Source organism: Streptomyces sp. NPDC015125, from assembly GCF_043080045.1.
GTDB lineage: Bacteria > Actinomycetota > Actinomycetes > Streptomycetales > Streptomycetaceae > Streptomyces.
Window position 1 is genome coordinate 484,689 of record NZ_JBIBVF010000002.1, and the last position, 14,844, is coordinate 499,532.

The 14,844-nt window shown below is 67.5% G+C and carries 28 protein-coding genes; 23 read left to right on the forward strand and 5 right to left on the reverse strand.

Translation table 11 applies throughout. The features are described from left to right. Positions 1–97 precede the first annotated feature (97 nt). Complete coding sequence (locus ACF088_RS07220; RefSeq protein ID WP_392374395.1) at positions 98–1,324, forward strand: acyl-CoA dehydrogenase family protein; 1,227 nt, start codon at positions 98–100, stop codon at positions 1,322–1,324. Positions 1,325–1,447: 123 nt separating this feature from the next. Here ACF088_RS07220 and ACF088_RS07225 read toward each other — a convergent pair whose 3' ends face one another. The 3 genes from ACF088_RS07225 to ACF088_RS07235 form a co-directional block, all read right to left on the reverse strand. Further along, a complete protein-coding gene (locus ACF088_RS07225) occupies positions 1,448–2,710 on the reverse strand; it encodes a tyrosine-type recombinase/integrase (protein ID WP_392374396.1) in 1,263 nt (420 codons plus the stop codon). A 74-nt stretch (positions 2,711–2,784) separates the two neighbouring features. Next, on the reverse strand, positions 2,785–2,988 hold the full coding sequence (locus ACF088_RS07230) for a hypothetical protein (protein WP_392374397.1): 204 nt from the start codon (positions 2,986–2,988) through the stop codon (positions 2,785–2,787). Between the two features lie 105 nt (positions 2,989–3,093). After that, entirely contained in the window at positions 3,094–3,600 is a 507-nt protein-coding gene (locus tag ACF088_RS07235) for a multiprotein-bridging factor 1 family protein (RefSeq protein ID WP_392374398.1), read from the reverse strand. 256 nt (positions 3,601–3,856) lie between these two features. On the opposite strand from ACF088_RS07235, the gene ACF088_RS07240 reads away from it, so the two are divergent. The 22 genes from ACF088_RS07240 (at position 3,857) to ACF088_RS07345 (ending at position 14,011) form a co-directional block, all read left to right on the forward strand. Continuing rightward, entirely contained in the window at positions 3,857–4,081 is a 225-nt protein-coding gene (locus tag ACF088_RS07240) for a helix-turn-helix domain-containing protein (protein ID WP_392374399.1), read from the forward strand. After that, positions 4,059–4,388 carry a hypothetical protein gene (locus ACF088_RS07245; RefSeq protein ID WP_392374400.1) on the forward strand — a complete coding sequence of 110 codons (330 nt, stop codon included), beginning with the start codon at positions 4,059–4,061 and terminating at the stop codon, positions 4,386–4,388. The genes ACF088_RS07240 and ACF088_RS07245 overlap by 23 nt, the downstream gene beginning before the upstream one ends. 88 nt (positions 4,389–4,476) lie before the next feature. Beyond that, positions 4,477–5,034 (forward strand): hypothetical protein, encoded by a 558-nt coding sequence (locus ACF088_RS07250; protein ID WP_392374401.1) that lies wholly within the window; start codon positions 4,477–4,479, stop codon positions 5,032–5,034. Next, positions 5,034–5,270, forward strand: a complete 237-nt coding sequence (locus tag ACF088_RS07255; RefSeq protein WP_392374402.1) for a hypothetical protein — start codon at positions 5,034–5,036, stop codon at positions 5,268–5,270. The genes ACF088_RS07250 and ACF088_RS07255 overlap by 1 nt, the downstream gene beginning before the upstream one ends. Next, a complete protein-coding gene (locus tag ACF088_RS07260; RefSeq protein WP_392374403.1) occupies positions 5,263–5,889 on the forward strand; it encodes a hypothetical protein in 627 nt (208 codons plus the stop codon). Before ACF088_RS07255 ends, ACF088_RS07260 begins: the two co-directional genes overlap by 8 nt. Next, positions 5,886–6,131, forward strand: coding sequence for a hypothetical protein (locus ACF088_RS07265; RefSeq protein ID WP_392374404.1), 246 nt, complete (start codon positions 5,886–5,888; stop codon positions 6,129–6,131). The genes ACF088_RS07260 and ACF088_RS07265 overlap by 4 nt, the downstream gene beginning before the upstream one ends. A 35-nt stretch (positions 6,132–6,166) precedes the next feature. Next, the gene (locus ACF088_RS07270; RefSeq protein WP_392374405.1) at positions 6,167–6,496 is read left to right on the forward strand and encodes a hypothetical protein; all 330 of its coding nucleotides are present in this window, start codon (positions 6,167–6,169) and stop codon (positions 6,494–6,496) included. A 232-nt stretch (positions 6,497–6,728) separates the two neighbouring features. Next, on the forward strand, positions 6,729–6,863 hold the full coding sequence (locus ACF088_RS07275; RefSeq protein ID WP_392374406.1) for a hypothetical protein: 135 nt from the start codon (positions 6,729–6,731) through the stop codon (positions 6,861–6,863). Positions 6,864–6,951: 88 nt separating this feature from the next. Then, entirely contained in the window at positions 6,952–7,344 is a 393-nt protein-coding gene (locus tag ACF088_RS07280) for a hypothetical protein (RefSeq protein WP_392374407.1), read from the forward strand. Continuing rightward, on the forward strand, positions 7,344–7,862 hold the full coding sequence (locus tag ACF088_RS07285; protein ID WP_392374408.1) for a hypothetical protein: 519 nt from the start codon (positions 7,344–7,346) through the stop codon (positions 7,860–7,862). Before ACF088_RS07280 ends, ACF088_RS07285 begins: the two co-directional genes overlap by 1 nt. Before the next feature lie 55 nt (positions 7,863–7,917). Next, positions 7,918–8,103, forward strand: a complete 186-nt coding sequence (locus tag ACF088_RS07290; RefSeq protein ID WP_392374409.1) for a hypothetical protein — start codon at positions 7,918–7,920, stop codon at positions 8,101–8,103. Beyond that, a complete protein-coding gene (dnaN, locus tag ACF088_RS07295; RefSeq protein WP_392374410.1) occupies positions 8,103–9,215 on the forward strand; it encodes a DNA polymerase III subunit beta in 1,113 nt (370 codons plus the stop codon). Before ACF088_RS07290 ends, dnaN begins: the two co-directional genes overlap by 1 nt. Positions 9,216–9,275: 60 nt before the next feature. After that, a complete protein-coding gene (locus tag ACF088_RS07300; protein ID WP_392374411.1) occupies positions 9,276–9,482 on the forward strand; it encodes a hypothetical protein in 207 nt (68 codons plus the stop codon). Between the two features lie 68 nt (positions 9,483–9,550). Next, positions 9,551–9,766: a hypothetical protein gene (locus ACF088_RS07305; RefSeq protein WP_392374412.1), complete on the forward strand. Its 216-nt coding sequence runs from the start codon at positions 9,551–9,553 to the stop codon at positions 9,764–9,766. 100 nt (positions 9,767–9,866) lie between these two features. Continuing rightward, the gene (locus tag ACF088_RS07310; RefSeq protein WP_392374413.1) at positions 9,867–10,415 is read left to right on the forward strand and encodes an HNH endonuclease; all 549 of its coding nucleotides are present in this window, start codon (positions 9,867–9,869) and stop codon (positions 10,413–10,415) included. Beyond that, entirely contained in the window at positions 10,412–11,248 is an 837-nt protein-coding gene (locus ACF088_RS07315) for a PD-(D/E)XK nuclease-like domain-containing protein (protein WP_392374414.1), read from the forward strand. The genes ACF088_RS07310 and ACF088_RS07315 overlap by 4 nt, the downstream gene beginning before the upstream one ends. A 9-nt stretch (positions 11,249–11,257) precedes the next feature. Continuing rightward, a complete protein-coding gene (locus ACF088_RS07320; RefSeq protein WP_392374415.1) occupies positions 11,258–12,226 on the forward strand; it encodes an AAA family ATPase in 969 nt (322 codons plus the stop codon). A 73-nt stretch (positions 12,227–12,299) separates the two neighbouring features. After that, positions 12,300–12,716: an ASCH domain-containing protein gene (locus ACF088_RS07325; RefSeq protein ID WP_392374416.1), complete on the forward strand. Its 417-nt coding sequence runs from the start codon at positions 12,300–12,302 to the stop codon at positions 12,714–12,716. Continuing rightward, positions 12,713–13,078, forward strand: coding sequence for a hypothetical protein (locus ACF088_RS07330; RefSeq protein WP_392374417.1), 366 nt, complete (start codon positions 12,713–12,715; stop codon positions 13,076–13,078). The genes ACF088_RS07325 and ACF088_RS07330 overlap by 4 nt, the downstream gene beginning before the upstream one ends. Beyond that, entirely contained in the window at positions 13,075–13,209 is a 135-nt protein-coding gene (locus tag ACF088_RS07335; RefSeq protein WP_392374418.1) for a hypothetical protein, read from the forward strand. The genes ACF088_RS07330 and ACF088_RS07335 overlap by 4 nt, the downstream gene beginning before the upstream one ends. After that, positions 13,206–13,751 (forward strand): helix-turn-helix domain-containing protein, encoded by a 546-nt coding sequence (locus ACF088_RS07340; protein WP_392374419.1) that lies wholly within the window; start codon positions 13,206–13,208, stop codon positions 13,749–13,751. The genes ACF088_RS07335 and ACF088_RS07340 overlap by 4 nt, the downstream gene beginning before the upstream one ends. Further along, positions 13,748–14,011 carry a WhiB family transcriptional regulator gene (locus ACF088_RS07345; RefSeq protein ID WP_392374420.1) on the forward strand — a complete coding sequence of 88 codons (264 nt, stop codon included), beginning with the start codon at positions 13,748–13,750 and terminating at the stop codon, positions 14,009–14,011. The genes ACF088_RS07340 and ACF088_RS07345 overlap by 4 nt, the downstream gene beginning before the upstream one ends. 54 nt (positions 14,012–14,065) lie before the next feature. Here ACF088_RS07345 and ACF088_RS07350 read toward each other — a convergent pair whose 3' ends face one another. Together ACF088_RS07350 and ACF088_RS07355 are read right to left on the reverse strand one after the other, a co-directional pair. Then, positions 14,066–14,503 (reverse strand): GIY-YIG nuclease family protein, encoded by a 438-nt coding sequence (locus ACF088_RS07350; protein ID WP_392374421.1) that lies wholly within the window; start codon positions 14,501–14,503, stop codon positions 14,066–14,068. Between the two features lie 60 nt (positions 14,504–14,563). Beyond that, complete coding sequence (locus ACF088_RS07355; RefSeq protein WP_392374422.1) at positions 14,564–14,827, reverse strand: hypothetical protein; 264 nt, start codon at positions 14,825–14,827, stop codon at positions 14,564–14,566. Positions 14,828–14,844 lie beyond the last annotated feature (17 nt).

The window sequence follows — 14,844 nt, forward strand, 5'->3', positions numbered from 1 at the left end:
ATTCGTTCTCAGGGGAGTTGACATCTCCTACTGACGAGTAACACACTGCGGGTTACCGCTAGTAACAACAGTAATGCCTGGCAGCAGTGGAGGGGACATGGCCGAGTTCACCATGGAGCTCAACGACGAGCAGAAGGAAGTTCGTGACTGGGTTCACGGCTTCGCCGCGGACGTCATGCGCCCCGCCGCCGCCGAATGGGACGAGCGCGAGGAGACCCCCTGGCCGGTCATCCAGGAAGCCGCCAAGATCGGTCTGTACTCGCTGGACTTCTACGCCCAGCAATTCTTCGACCCCACCGGCCTCGGTATCCCCATGTCCATGGAGGAGCTGTTCTGGGGGGACGCCGGCATCGGCCTGTCGATCGTGGGCACCGGACTCGCTGCCGTCGGCGTGCTCGCGAACGGCACCGAGGAGCAGATCGGCACCTGGATCCCGCAGATGTACGGCGATGTCGACGATGTGAAGGTCGCGGCCTTCTGCTCGTCGGAACCGGACGCCGGCTCGGATGTCGCCGCGATGCGCACCCGCGCGGTCTACGACGAGGCCAAGGACGAGTGGGTGCTCAACGGCACCAAGACGTGGGCCACCAACGGGGGCATCGCCAATGTCCATGTCGTTGTCGCGGCCGTCGACCCCGACCTCGGCTCCAAGGGGCACGCGTCCTTCATCGTCCCGCCGAACACCCCCGGTCTCTCCCAGGGGCAGAAGTTCAAGAAGCACGGGATCCGCGCCTCGCACACCGCCGAGGTCGTCCTGAAGGACGTCCGGATCCCCGGTCACTGCCTGCTCGGCGGCAAGGAGAAGCTGGACGAACGCCTCGCCCGTGCCCGGGAAAAGGCCAAGAGTGGTGGCGAGCGCTTGAAGAACGCCGCCATGGCCACCTTCGAGGCCTCCCGCCCGGCGGTCGGCGCGATGGCGGTCGGCACCGCCCGTGCGGCCTATGAAGAGGCCCTGGAGTACGCCAAGACCCGCTCCCAGTTCGGCCGCCCGATCATCGACAACCAGGGCGTGGCCTTCCAGCTCGCCGATATGCGCACCCAGATCGACGCCGCCCGGCTGCTGGTCTGGCGCGCCTCCTGGATGGCGGTGACCGGCAAGCCGTTCACTTCCGCCGAGGGTTCCATGTCCAAGCTCTTCGCCAGCGAGGTCGCCAAAAAGGTCACCGCCCAGGCCGTACAGATCCTCGGCGGTAATGGCTTCACCCGCGAATACCCGGTCGAGCGGATGCACCGTGACGCCGCCATTTACACCATTTTCGAGGGCACCAGCGAAATACAGCGACTGGTGATTGCCCGGACGGTTTCGGGAATGCCGATCCGCTAGCGCATAACTGCTGCAGGACGCGCATAGATCCAGCTCTCAACGACGGCCCCATCCGGTAACGGAGTGGGGCCGTCGATGCGCTCACTGAGTGGGAGAAACCCGCTTTGGGAGAATTTTGGGAGATCAGCTCGACTGTTGAGAGATGCACGACGGGGTGGGGCCGAACTCGCGGCGGTCGATAACCGGCTTCAAAGACTGCTCCCAGCGCCCCTGGAGCGTCTCCGCGATCTTCAGTTCCATGGCCAGGGTCGTATGGGAGTAGATCCCCTCGACTCCTTGCAGGGCATGACCCATACGTTCCTCTGTGGCAACTCTAGGGTGCCCGTCCTCGTCAAGCCATACCTTGTGGGAGTGCCTCAAGCCGTGGGGCTTGAGGCCGTCTACGCCGAGCACTGGATGGATCCCGGGCCGGGCCTTTGCGCCTCGCACCACCCCACGAGGAGCGCGTCCTTTGACCATGACGTGCCAGGTGTCGGTGTACCAGTCCCCGCCGCGTAGAAGCCGGCCGCCCTTCGGCGCGGTGAATGCCCAGTCCGAGTCAGGCTTCTGCGCCATCACTTCGCGCAACAACTCAGCCAAGAACGGAGGGATGATCAGGCCACGACTGGAGCCGTACTTGGCGTCGATCTCTGTGAACTTCCCGTCCACGTACTGGCCTTGGTGCAGAGCGTGGACGCGGGAGCCAGAGCCTGTGTCGTCAAGGTCCAGCTGGTCACGGTGGATGGCCGCCAACTCGCCGATGCGCAGGCCCGTGTAGGCGGCGGCGATCACGAGCGCGTACTCATTCAACCCGTGCAGGGCGAGACCGTTTCGGGCGATCAGCAGCACTTGTCGCGGCGTAGCGATGACTCGCGTGTCCTTGGGTTTGGGCTTGTATCGCCCCCGCCGCCCAGAGGCCCGGTTTGCTACCGGGTTGTCTACTCGCAGCTTGGAGGTGACCGCGTCGGCCATGAGGGTGCGGAAGGTTGAGACCAGGTTGTCAGCGGTGTTCTTGCTGACTTCCTGCCGTAGCCGCTTCTCCCAAGATGCGACGCCGTGGGCGGTGACATCGCCTACGGCGATATGGCCCCATTGCGGAAGGATCCTGTTCTTCAGCCGGAGCCGGTACTCCTTTTCGCTCAACGGCCCCACGTCAATCGTGTCGAGCCAAACCTCGGCCCACTCGGAGACAGCCATGCGCCCGTCGCGTGGATTGATGAACGTCTTGCGTCGCACGTCGGTTTCGAGGCCGTGTGCGTATTCGCGTGCCGAGCGTTCAGTGTAGAAAGGCTGCCCGTTGTCGTCCTTGGAGATGGTCCCGTATGTGCCGTCAGGAAGCTTGTACCGCCCGCGATAGCGCCACTTGCGGGCCTTCTTGTCCCAGCCACGCTTCTCTCCGTATGCCATCAGTCACCTCACTGGGCGTCCGTCCCGCCGGCCGTCTTGGGGGAAACGGCCGGGCGGGGACCATGTACTGACAGTCAACCAGTGTGGGAACGGAGTTGATGCGCGCTGCGCCGACGCCGGTTGGCTACAAGCGCGGTGAGGGCCGCCGAGATGAGCTCGGCGGGTTCTTCCTCGATGAGCTTCTCAAGGATGTAGATCGTGTAGCAGTCGACCTGATCGTCAACGAAGATCACAGCGTTGTGCGGCATGCTGGGCACGCGCTCAATCTGGACCTGCATCTGGCCCCCAAACCTGTCCGAGCGTGGCCCCCTCGGTAGGTTGAACATGGAACCACATGAACCGGTCAAAGGTGGAGGGGTTCGCAAGGATCCATGAGCGTTTAGTTATGCCTCACTCGCCGAAGGTGACTGATCTTCATCGTCGCCCAGGTTCTTCAAATGCCGCTGCGCAGCAGCCCAGGCAAGCAAGTCCTTGCGGAGCTGCTCCGGCGAGGCGTCCGGCTTACCCTTCACGACGACGATCATCCGCGCGTCGGAACCGAGCGGCGTGAGGTCGAGGACTGTCGTATCCAGCAGGGGCCCGTCGGCTAGCTCCTGGACGATCCTCAAGGGGAGCTCCGTCACGGCGCCCGCATCACTGTCGGGCGGGGTGGTAGAGAAGGTCGGCTCCCCACCCGCCAGTACCGCCTGAGCCGATCCCTCTCTCCAGTTCAGGGCACTCTCGATCTTCGGCAGGCTCGTCGGGATCCGGGTGCGGGAGTCGCCAGCCTCGAGGTTCTGAACGGTTGATTCGCTGACCCCGGCCGCATGGGCGAGGTCGACCTGTGTGAGGCGCAGCGCCTGCCGCGCTCCCTTGATGGCTTCTGCGAGCCGCTTCCAATCCCTACCCATGGGTTCATCATGCCGCATACCCAGGCAACGGGCACCCAGGGGTGCACGTAAACGACCAGTATTAATCGGTGCATCGGGCGCACTTTTGTTGCCTCTTCACTCATTTCGGGGCGCATATGGTGCCGCCGACGCGCCCGGCCGCGCCCCTGCCGGAAGCCTGGTGGCACCCTTCGTTGGGTGCTCAGCACCCAAAATAGACGCCTGAAGCCCGCTCAACACCTTGCGAACACCCATCGACGGGTCTAGTTTATGTCTCGTGACACCGAACGGAGCCGCAATAAGGGCCTTCCGTGAGGTCCGCGGCCTGGGGTTGAACCAGCTCGCGCACCTAATCGGGATCGACCCCAGCTTTCTCTCGCGAATCGAGACCGAGCAGCGAGGAGCAGCGGCACACACGATCGACGCCATCGCGCTACGGCTGAACATCCCGGTCGCAGCCATCACCAGGGAGAGACCTTGTGACCACGAACCCGCTGGCTAGCGACCCCTTCGGGGCCAGCGTCGTCATCGACGTGACGCTCCTGGAGCGTCTCGTGAGCGCCGTGGAGAAGGTCGGCAGCCTCACGCAGCCAGCCGACGACCTCAGGGCGTACACGCCGGCCGAGGCCGGAAAGCTCCTCGGCAAGACCGAAAACTGGGTGACCGAGGCCATCCAGGCTCGACGGATCCCTTTCACCTACGTCGGCCGCAGCCCCCGCCTCACTGCGGCGCACATCCGCTGGGTGCTGGAGAACGGCGAAGTTCAGCCGAACCAGTTCTCCCGCAGGCCCGCCGCCGTCGCCGCCTAGCCGCGGCCTACGGGCCCAGCCGCCGGGCTTCCACACACCGGCAACCGGGCCCTAACGCACCACCCACACATCACAGAAGGGCAGGCGCATGGACGCCATCCTCGCATCAACATCCACTCCCCTCTACAAGTCCCCTCTGAGCCCCGTTGAGCGGGCTGCACTGCGAGTCGCCGAGTCGGCGGCCATCTCCCCGGCTGGTGGACGCGACTTGACGGTGGCCATCGTCCAGGAGCTGCGGGCTGCTGGCCTCCTGATCGTCCCGGCGACGCCCGGGACTGACACCGAGTACCAGTGCCCGACGTGCAGCGTCTGGTCCCGGTGGACGCGTGGCCGCAGCATCGCCGAGGGCGACATGGCCGACGAGTTCCAGTGCCCGTCATGCGGGGCCACCACCTACCTGACCACATGCAACATCCGGACCAGCACCGCAGCTCTGCGCGCCGAGAACGAGAGCCTCAAGGCGGAGTTGGAACCCTACGAAGTTCTGAACCCGCAGCACTGCGCCAAGGAAGTTCACGTCGACTGGCTGGTGGACTCGGAGCACACCCACGCCTGCCCCTGGTGCCGGATCGACAAGCTGACTGCCCTGCTGAAGCAGGCGCAGGCCGAAGCCCGCACCGCGAACACCGTCGGGGGTGACCGGTGATGGCGACTGCGACCCCGACCCCGCCCGCCCGCGGTATCGCCGCACTGGATGTGCCGCTGTCCGAGGTGGAGGAGCAGGTCAAGAAGGACTGGGCGGTCGAGCTGGACCGTCTCCAGCAGCGGATGCCCGTGACGGACGGCCGGCTGGCCGAGCAGCGGCACTGGCTCGACGCCGACCCGGACACCTGCCTGCCCCTCCCCGGCATCGAGCACAAGGAGGAGGCCGACCGTGGCTGACGCCCGCCTGACCGAGATCGCGGCCCGTTTCGCCCGCGAGACCGCCCAGCACCAGATGACCGTCCTGCACGACGACGGCCTGTACCGGCATCTGCGGTTCGAGGGGACGACGGACTCGCCGTTCGCCCGCTACCCGTTCGACCTGATCACGTGGCCGTACAACCTCGTCGTCAAGGCGGGCTGGACGTTCCACTTCGACATCGACGCCACCCCCGACATGTTCGACCTGTTTCGGAACACCGCCTTCAGCGGTGAGATCAACCCCGGCTACTGGTCGGAGAAGGTCCGCGCCGGACGCGACGAGATCGAGGGCTTTGACCCGGAGCTGTTCGAGCAGCAGGTCAAGGGGTACGTCGCCCATTCCATCCGCGATGGTGAGGCGCCGCGCGGCATCGGTCGAGAGGTCACCTTCGAGATCTTCGAGATGGGCGACATCAGCCACGAGGTAGGCGCCCGCGCGGCATTGGCGGACTTCCGCTATGACGGCTGGGACTTCGGTGACCTGCCGGAGTGGGACTTCAGCGACTACACGCCGGGGTTCCTGCACTCCTGCCACGCGATCCGCCACGGCGTCGACCTGTGGGACGCCGCCCGCAAGGCAGCGGAGGTGGCGGCATGACGAACCGACTGCTGTCCCGCGATGAGCGCTCGACTCGGCTGGCTGACCTCCGCGCTCGTGAAGCGGCCCGCAAGGTCGTGCTGCGGGGCGTGCCGTTGATGGAGCTTCCGCTGGAGCGCCGGATCGCATTCGCCCTCTTCGACCCGGGCGCGATCGTCCCCCGCGGCGACAGCTACCAGGAGCCGCTCTACCGGTGGCAGGCCCGCGCCGTCACCTACGTGATCGAAGGCGGCGTCTCGTGACCGCCGTGCTCACCCTCACTCGCCCGGGAGGCGACATGTCTCTGACTGCTCTCGACCAAGCCCGCGGGCACCGTCTGATGGCGGAGGTTGCGGAGTCCCACCCGCATCTGCCGGCCGCTGAGGTGCATGTGCACCGGCAGATCTCGCTGGTGTCCGAGCTGACCGTGGACGTGGTTCTGCACGGCGATCTGGAGGGCTTCGGTCAGTGGCAGCGGGCTCTCGGTGTCGACGTGGTGAGTACGCGCCGCATCGAGTTCGGCGGCCTGGTCTCCTCTGGCCACATCACCCGCGACGGCATCACCGTCGTCCTCACCGTGCACCACCGGCGGGACGCCCCCGTGTTGGCCATGGCGGTGGCGGCATGACGGCTGGGAAGCACATGTCGGTTCGGGCCAACCACTTGCTGACTGCGATGCGGCAGGTGCCGGCGAAGGGCTGGACGACCGGGGAGGTGCATGGGCTGTACCGGGAACTCGGCCTCAGCGCCCAGCGATCCACGGCCCGCCGGGATCTTCAGCACCTCGCCGCCCGCGGCCGGTTGATCGAAGCCGGGCCGGAGAACGGTCGGGTGTACCGCCTCAACCAGGCAGGTGCCCGATGCCGCTGACGCCACGCGCCGTCGACCCGAACTTCGCCGCATCCCTGCGCGACGGCCTTACCGAGTCCTACGAGGCCTACTGCGACCGGATCGCCGACGAGCAGCCGGCCCCCGACGAGGAGGTGCCGGAGTGACCGCCGCCGAATGGATCGCCGCCGGACTCGGCCTCATCTCCGCCGCAATGGTCGCCGCCTCCCAGCGAGGCAACCGCCAGGAGGACTCATGACCATCCGATACATCCTCCGCCTCCGCCGCCAACTCGCCGAGGCCCGCCAGGAGAACGCCCGCATCGAGGGAGAAGTCCGCAGCCTCGAGATCGAGATCAACGGCCTCAACGTCGAGAACGCCGACGTGCGGGCAGCCAACACTGAGCTCCGCGCCGAAGCCCAGGTGGCCGTGGAGCGACAGGTGGCCGCCATGGAGACCATCGACCAGCTCACCGCACGACGCGAACAGCTCGGCGCCGACCTGAAGAAGGCGATCGACTGGGCCACCGAGGTGGCGCGCACCAACAGCTGCATCGGGCGGGACAACGACCGCCTCAAAACCGAACTCGCCGGCATCCGGCAGCCGGTTGCCCGGGTCATTCCGCTACAAGAGAGGGGAGCCGCCTGATGGCCGCCATGCTGACAGAGACGCTGGAGCAGCAGTACGACCAGCTCGCCACCCGCTACCAAGACCTGCGTCGCATCCACCCGGACGAGCGCACCGCCGACCAGAAGACCCAGCTCCAAGAGCTCAACCAGAAGCTCGCCGCCATCCTCGCCACACCTCCCGCCGGCTACAGCCTGCCGAAGGTCGCGGCGGATCTCATCGATCACGCGAAAGCCCACGGCTGGCTCGCCCAAGCCCAGTGGACCTATCCGGGATTCACTGGCGAGCCACACGTGAAGGTGAAGGTCGGGCGACGGCTGACCGAGGATGAACGCCCTCTGTACCGCGGCACGCACTGGCTCTTCACGCTGACCTGGCACTCGCGCGACTGCAGTCCCGGGAAGGTCCGCAAGTTCGGGAGTGGTCTGGCAGCTACGCCCGATAATCCGGCGCTGCACGACGGCCCCTCCATCAAGGCGATCCGTGCCGTCATCGCCGACAATCCGGCGCCGGACGCGGCCCCGCTCGCCCTTTTCTGACCAGTTGGGCCTTGATGCCTGACACCCCACCGCACCGCCCTCTGAAGGGACAGCCATGCCTGAAACCGCCTCCGATCAGCTCTTCGACGACAGCGCCGTCGTCGGCACCGGCCGGCTCCTCGGCGACTGGCCGATCACCGCCCCGACGCTCGTCGAGGTACCCACCGCCACCGCCAAGCCCACCGCCCCGCAGGCCGAGCAGCTGCCGTTCGACAGCGACGAGATGCGGAGCGCCGCCTGATGAAGGTCCGCATTCCGCGGCGTGCTCTGGCCGACGCCACCTCGTGGTCGGCCAGCCACCTCGCAGCCAAGCCCACCGTGCCGGCCCGCGCCGGACTCCTCCTCGAAGCAGGCGACGACCATCTGACCGTCGCCGGTGTCGACTGGGACGTCACCACCCACAGCACTCTGTCCGCCGACATCCTCGAGCCCGGCCGCATCGTCATCTCCGGCAAGCTCGCCGCCCAGGTCATCGCCACCTACCGATCCGACCTCATCGACATCACCGTCGACGGCGGCCGGGCAACCCTGTCCGCCGACCGCGACCGGTTCATGCTGACGCTCCTGCCGGAAGCCGACTATCCGGCCATCGCTGGGCGCCCCGCCCCCGACGGAACCGTGGACGGCGCCGAGTTCGCTGAGGCTGTCCGCCAGGCGGTTGTCGCCACCGACCCGACAGTCGCCGCGGAACCGTGGCGTGGGGGTGTCCAGCTCACCGCCGACGGAGACCGGCTCACCGTGTGGGCCACCGACCGGTACCGCATGGCCGAACGCAGCATCGCCTGGACGCCGGCCGCCGTCGGCCAGGACTCGATCGGGGCGCTCGTCCCGGCCCGCAGCCTCGCCGACGCCGTCAAGGGCATGGCCCCCACCGGCGACCTGGGCCTGACCCTCAACGGCAAGACCGCCGGCCTGGGCGACGCGGCCCGCTACACGACCCTGTCCCGCATCGACGAGTACGGGCGCAAGGACCCGCACCAGTTCATTCCGGCGGAGTTCGTCACCGAGGCCATCGTCCCCGTCGACCAGTTGGTGGCTGCCACCAAGCGGGCATGCCTGGTTGCCACCGACCGCAAGCCGAAGATCCTCGTCGGTTTCGGCACAGACGAGATCTCCGTCCGCGCGGCGGGCGAGGACACCGGCGCCGTCGCCATGGACGTCGTCGACGGGCAGCACCTCGACGGCCCGGCCATCCAGATGGCGTTCCTGCCCGCCAACCTCCTCGACGGGCTCCAGGCCATCGGCACCGACGACGTCCGCATCGGACTCACCAGCAACGTCAAGCCGGCCCTGCTCCACGCAGTCGACGACGACAGCGACTACCGCTACCTCGTCATGCCCGTCCGGCTCTGAACCGCCCGGCCGCCCCGCCCGCCGCAAACAGGCGGGGTGGCCACCAACCAAGGAGAACACGTGACGACCAACCCCGACGACATCGCCTGGACCCTCATCAACACCGAGGACTGGGGCGGCGGCCTGGAACGCACCTACCGCGCCGAGAACGTCGAACACGCCGACTGCGGTGGCGACGTGCTGCTCGTCCACCTGCACGACGAAGCGGGCGGCATCACCGGCGCCCACTCCCGCTGCGCCAAGTGCGGCGAAGACCTCACTGCCTGACCCCGCCCCACGGCCGCCCGCCCCGCACACCGCGGGCGGCCACCCCCAGCGCATCTGAAAGGCCAGCCATGCAGACCATGAACCGCGAGGAGCTCGTCGCCGGGCTTGATGACATCCGCGACCGGGTCGCCGCCGGCGACAGCCTCGAAGGGCACATCCGCTACAGCCTCACCCCCGCCGGCCAGGGCTACGAGGTCGACGGCCTGTACCGCACCGGCCAGCTCCTCGGCCAGGGCGGCGCCATCATCATCGGCCTCGACGACATGCCCGGCGCCGCCGCATGAAGGCCATCCGCTGCGCCTGCGGCGACACCGACGGGCCGTTCGAGCGCCAGCCCGACGGCACCTACCGCTGCGAAGGCTGCATCGCCAAGGGCGGCGCGTCGTGACCGCGGTGGTGCCCGGCGTCTACGACATCGACGCCGAGCGAACCTGCCGCATTGAGATCGAGCAGGGCCATTCGGCGCTCATCGATCGGGCGGACAAGGAAATCGTCGCACCGCACCACTGGCACCTCCTCCGCGGCCACAGCGGAAAGCTGTATGCCTACGCACAGACGAAGGCTGGGCCGGTCTACATGCACCGGCTCATAGCTCGAACGCCAACTGGCCGCGAGACCGATCACATCAACGGCGACGGCCTGGACAACAGGCGCTCCAACCTGCGCGTTGCGACGTGTAGCCAGAACCTGGCGAACCGTTGGAAGCCCCGCCGTTCCGATGGATCCCCAACGTCGTCTCGCTTCAAGGGGGTGACATGGGATCGCTCTCGCAGTAAGTGGCAGGCGAAGATCACCGTGGGCGGTCGCTGCAAGAACCTCGGTCGGTACGCCACCGAAGAGGCAGCAGCTCAAGCCTACGACTCGGCCGCAGCCGCTACCTGGGGAGTCTTCGCCAGGCTGAACTTCCCCCTCGACGGGGAGGCCGCCGCGTGACGACAACACCCGAAGTTTCCGTCGAGGTAGAGCCGGGCCTGTACGACATTCCCGCCGAGCTGTATCACCAGGACCCTGTCCCTGGCGGCAGCCTCTCCTCGACCGGGGCCCGCAAGCTCGCCACCGAATGCCCCGCCAAATTCCGGTACTGGCTCGACCACCCCGAACCCACCAAGCCGAACCTCGAACTGGGCACCGCCGCCCACAAGCTCGTCCTCGACGACGGACCCGAACTCGTCCTCGTCGACGCTGCCCGATGGGACAGCAACGCCATAAAGGCCGAGGTCGCCGCGATACGAGCCGAAGGGAAGATCCCCCTCAAGCGGGCCGCACTCGACCAGGTCCACGCCATGGCCGCCGCCCTCCGCGCCAACACCGAGGCCGCGGCACTCCTCGAACCCGGCAGCGGAGTCGCCGAGCAGTCCCTGTTCTGGGAGGACCGCGGCATCTGGCGCCGGTCCCGCCTCGACTGGCTACGCAACGAAGGCCAGATCGTCGACTACAAGACGACCAAGTCCGCGAACCCCGAAGACCTCGGCCGCATGTTCCACGACTGGGGCTACCACCAGCAGCAGGAGTTCTACATCGACGGCGGGATCGCCCTCGACCTGATCGACCCCGAACTGCCCCTCCAGTTCGTGATCCAGGAAAAGGACCCGCCCTACCTGGTCGTCGTCACCACCTGCGACCCGACCGCCCGCGAAATAGGCCGGCACCTCAACGAGCGGGCCCTCTACACCTACGCCCACTGCCGGGAGACCGGTGAGTGGCCCGGATACCTCGAAGCACCTCTCACCGCGCTCCCCACCTGGGTCGAGCGTCAGTACGCCTAGGAGTCACCCATGAGCCAGCTTCCCCCTCCCGTCCGCGCCGGCCGCCAGGCCGCGCAGGACGATCAGTTCGACAACGGCAGCTTCGTCTTCCGGCCCGCCACCAAAGACGGCGCCAAGGCCCGGGTCTCCATCCAGGGCGTCTCCGGTTCCGGCAAGACCTGGACCAGCCTGTCGCTCGCCAATGGCCTCGCCGAAGGCCAGCGGTTCGCCGTCATCGACACCGAGCGCGGCGCTGCCTCCCTGTACATCGGCGAGCGAGGTATCCAGTTCGACACCCTGCCCATGCACCGCTACGACCCGCGCGACCTCGTCAAGGCTCTCGCTGCGGCGGCCACGGCCGGCTACCCGGTCGTGATGGTGGACTCCCTGTCGCACTTCTGGAAGGGCACCGACGGCACCCTCGACCAGGTCGAGAAGGCCAAGTCGAAGTACGGCGGCAACAGCTTCGCGGGGTGGAAGGACGGCACCCCCATGCAGAACGACATGGTCGAATCTCTCCTCGCTTACCCCGGCCACGTCGTCGTCACAATGCGCTCTCAGACCGAGTGGGTCATCCAGGAAAACGACCGTGGTCGCCGCGAGCCGGTCATGGTCGGCATGCGGGCCGAGCAGCGCAAAGGCATCGAGTACGAGTTCGGTGTCGCCGCCGAGATGGACATCAGTAACCGGCTCCGCTTCCTCAAGTCCCGCTGCCCGGCCCTCCACCAGCAGGTATTCGAGCAGCCCGACGGCGCCCGGGACATCGCCAAGCCGCTCCTTGACTGGCTCAACGCCGGCGGCCAGCCCATCGACGTCAACGCCTGGAAGACAACGGCCATGGCGCATGACGCCACACCCGCAAGCCTGCTGGGCCTGTTCCGGGAGGTAGAGGCGGCCAGCGCTCTCGCTACCCCCATGGACCACCCAGAGACCGGCGAACCGACCAGCCTCGGCGCCTACATCAAGGAGCGCGGCACCGCGCTGAAGAACGCCGCCTAAGCGCCACCGGGCCGGCCCGCGGGCAGTGCGGGCCGGCCACCCTCCAGCATCACACCTGATCGGAGATCCCCAGATGAAGGCACTCACCGTTCGCCAGCCCTGGGCTGACGCCATCGCCCATGGTGGCAAGACCGTCGAGAACCGCACCTGGCCCGCACCAAATAAGCACGTCGGCACCCGCATCCTCATCCACGCAGCAGCCATGCCCGACCGGCACGCCGTACTCCCCGACGACTACGTGCCCGCCGGACCGACCGGGCTCTTCCCGGACTACCGCGGAGCCATCCTCGCTGTCGCCACCCTCATCGGCTCACACTTCGACACCGGCACCTGCTGTCAGCCGTGGGGCATGCGGGAGGTCTACCACTGGCAGCTCGCCGACATCCAGCCGCTCAACGAGCCTGTGCCCGCCAAAGGTCGCCTCGGATTCTGGACGCCCACCGAAGAGGAGTTCGACGCCACCACTGTCCAGCTGGAGGTGGCCCGATGACTCGCCGTCTCACCCCCGCAGAGCGCCTCGCCGCCGCAGACAAGGACAGCACCCTCGACAGCATCGTCGCCCACACCGGCGACTGGGACCGCTTCCTCGTCGAACAAGCCGTCTGGCACTTCGGCCTCGCCAAGGACGTCTTCTCGGCGAACGACCTCCGCGACCTGCTGCCCGACCTCGCCCACGGCTACCTCGGCGCCGCCATCAACAGCCTTCGCACCGCCGGCCTGATCGAACACACCGGACAGATGGTGCCGTCCACCAGCGGGCCCACCCACGGGCACCGCATCAGCGTCTGGCGGCTGTCGGTCAAGGGCCTGGTGATAGCCGAGGCTCGCCGGCCGCGGAAGGCCGCCGCGTGAACCGGCTCCGGGCGCTCGCCGCCCGCCTCCGCCGCCGCGAACCCATCGACCCGCAACTCGCCGCACTCGAAGCCATCTGGCGCCACCCCGCCGCCACCCGCCGCAACACCAGGAAGGAAGACCAGTCGTGACCCGCATCGCCGCAACCCGCACCTTCCACCAGAACCCCGTCCAGTGGATGCCGCCAGCCGAGCCCACCAGCGACGACGGCATCGACTGGATCGCCGTCGAGCGCGCCATGTCCGCGGACATTCCCGCCGGCGGCCTCAACCCCACCGAGATGCGCACAGCCGCCCTCATCCTCACCCGCAACGGCCTCAGCGAACGAGAGGTCGGCGAACACCTCCACATCAACCGGCGGCAAGTCGCCCGCTGGAAAGCCGCCGCGAAACTCGCCGAAGGACAGCAGGCCGCCACCTGCGGCAACGACGACTGCACCGACTTCCCCATCTCCCGCGGCCTGTGCAACCGGCACTACAAGCAACTGCGCCTCGCCGAGAAAGCCGCCGCAGCTGGAACCAGCAGGTGCGGCAGCGAACCGGGCTACAAGACGCACCGCCGCTACCACACCAAGGTCTGCGAGCCCTGCCGTGTCGCGCACACCGAGTACGGCCGCGCCTACGCGAAGACCCGCAGCACAAACGCCACCCCGCAGCTGGAGATGGCGGCATGAGCCCCCGCGACTGGCGCGACCAGGCCCTCTGCCGCGAAGCCGACCCCGACGAATTCGTCCCCGACGTCTGCCACCCAGCCGTCGTCGCCGAACTCAAGGCGATCTGCGACCGGTGTCCGGTGAAGCAGGTCTGCCTCACCACCGCGCTGGCGGAGGAGGAAGGGCTGCCAGCCCAGCTCCGCAGCGGTGTCCGCGCCGGCACCACACCCCGCGAACGCCACGCCATGTACCGCCGCAGCCGGAAGCCGGCCGCCGCCTAGACGCAACAACGCCCCGCGGAACACCGCGGGGCGAGAAGGGAGAGGAGAGGGATGTCAGTCGTCGCTGCTAGCCAGTCGTCGCAGCTCAGCCTTGTGTCTGCGCTCCTCTGCGCGGTGCGCTCGCAGCTGCTTCTTGATGTGCCGCGTGATGTCTTCGTCGACGGTCAGCCCTTCCTCTGCGCAGACCATCTGGTAGGTCTCCCAGATCTCGTCCTTGATCGGGATTCTTCGGGGCAGCGCCAGGCCGCGCTTGGCGGTCGGACCCTTGTAAGGCTCGGGACTGTCGCGCTTGTTGTAGATCGGGCGCTCGTAGCGAATGGCTACGACCTCGGCGCGCTCAGCTTCGGCGCGGGTTTCGTACCACTCGACGTACTTGCTGGCCACCTCTGCCCACCATCGCGTCACGGCTGCGTGTTGAGCCCAGCGTGTATCTGGGTCGAATGCGATCCCGACGTAGAGAAGCCGGCTCCGTTTGTCGAAGAGCCTGTACACCGCAGTGCTGCGGTTGGGGTCGACGGAAGCAGTGTCGCGGGAAATGGTATGTCTCCTCGGTCAGGCCGAGGACTCGTCCCCCGGCTGGGCTTTCTTCCTGCTGGTGACGGTCGGTTCGCGGAGGCGGCCGATGTCGTTGGCGCGGGCGATGCGCCGGATCGTCTCGTAGCTGTAGCCCGTGGCCTCGGCGACCGTCTTGGGTTTCAGCCCTTCGAGCAGCGCTACGACGACGGCGTCCTCGAACTTCTTGGCGGCGGCCTGTTCGGTGGCGCGCTTCGCCTCGGCTGCCTGCTTCAGGCGGGTCACGGTCTCCTCCTCGGTCATGGCGGCATGGTCCCACG

Bases quoted from the DNA above. Each gene is read 5' to 3' on its own strand.
- ACF088_RS07220 (WP_392374395.1), top strand. From the start codon at position 98: ATGGCCGAGTTCACCATGGAGCTCAACGACGAGCAGAAGGAAGTTCGT.
- ACF088_RS07225 (WP_392374396.1), bottom strand. From the start codon at position 2,710: ATGGCATACGGAGAGAAGCGTGGCTGGGACAAGAAGGCCCGCAAGTGG.
- ACF088_RS07230 (WP_392374397.1), bottom strand. From the start codon at position 2,988: ATGCAGGTCCAGATTGAGCGCGTGCCCAGCATGCCGCACAACGCTGTG.
- ACF088_RS07235 (WP_392374398.1), bottom strand. From the start codon at position 3,600: ATGGGTAGGGATTGGAAGCGGCTCGCAGAAGCCATCAAGGGAGCGCGG.
- ACF088_RS07250 (WP_392374401.1), top strand. From the start codon at position 4,477: ATGGACGCCATCCTCGCATCAACATCCACTCCCCTCTACAAGTCCCCT.
- ACF088_RS07255 (WP_392374402.1), top strand. From the start codon at position 5,034: ATGGCGACTGCGACCCCGACCCCGCCCGCCCGCGGTATCGCCGCACTG.
- ACF088_RS07265 (WP_392374404.1), top strand. From the start codon at position 5,886: ATGACGAACCGACTGCTGTCCCGCGATGAGCGCTCGACTCGGCTGGCT.
- ACF088_RS07270 (WP_392374405.1), top strand. From the start codon at position 6,167: ATGTCTCTGACTGCTCTCGACCAAGCCCGCGGGCACCGTCTGATGGCG.
- ACF088_RS07275 (WP_392374406.1), top strand. From the start codon at position 6,729: ATGCCGCTGACGCCACGCGCCGTCGACCCGAACTTCGCCGCATCCCTG.
- ACF088_RS07280 (WP_392374407.1), top strand. From the start codon at position 6,952: ATGACCATCCGATACATCCTCCGCCTCCGCCGCCAACTCGCCGAGGCC.
- ACF088_RS07285 (WP_392374408.1), top strand. From the start codon at position 7,344: ATGGCCGCCATGCTGACAGAGACGCTGGAGCAGCAGTACGACCAGCTC.
- ACF088_RS07290 (WP_392374409.1), top strand. From the start codon at position 7,918: ATGCCTGAAACCGCCTCCGATCAGCTCTTCGACGACAGCGCCGTCGTC.
- dnaN (WP_392374410.1), top strand. From the start codon at position 8,103: ATGAAGGTCCGCATTCCGCGGCGTGCTCTGGCCGACGCCACCTCGTGG.
- ACF088_RS07305 (WP_392374412.1), top strand. From the start codon at position 9,551: ATGCAGACCATGAACCGCGAGGAGCTCGTCGCCGGGCTTGATGACATC.
- ACF088_RS07320 (WP_392374415.1), top strand. From the start codon at position 11,258: ATGAGCCAGCTTCCCCCTCCCGTCCGCGCCGGCCGCCAGGCCGCGCAG.
- ACF088_RS07325 (WP_392374416.1), top strand. From the start codon at position 12,300: ATGAAGGCACTCACCGTTCGCCAGCCCTGGGCTGACGCCATCGCCCAT.
- ACF088_RS07330 (WP_392374417.1), top strand. From the start codon at position 12,713: ATGACTCGCCGTCTCACCCCCGCAGAGCGCCTCGCCGCCGCAGACAAG.
- ACF088_RS07345 (WP_392374420.1), top strand. From the start codon at position 13,748: ATGAGCCCCCGCGACTGGCGCGACCAGGCCCTCTGCCGCGAAGCCGAC.
- ACF088_RS07355 (WP_392374422.1), bottom strand. From the start codon at position 14,827: ATGACCGAGGAGGAGACCGTGACCCGCCTGAAGCAGGCAGCCGAGGCG.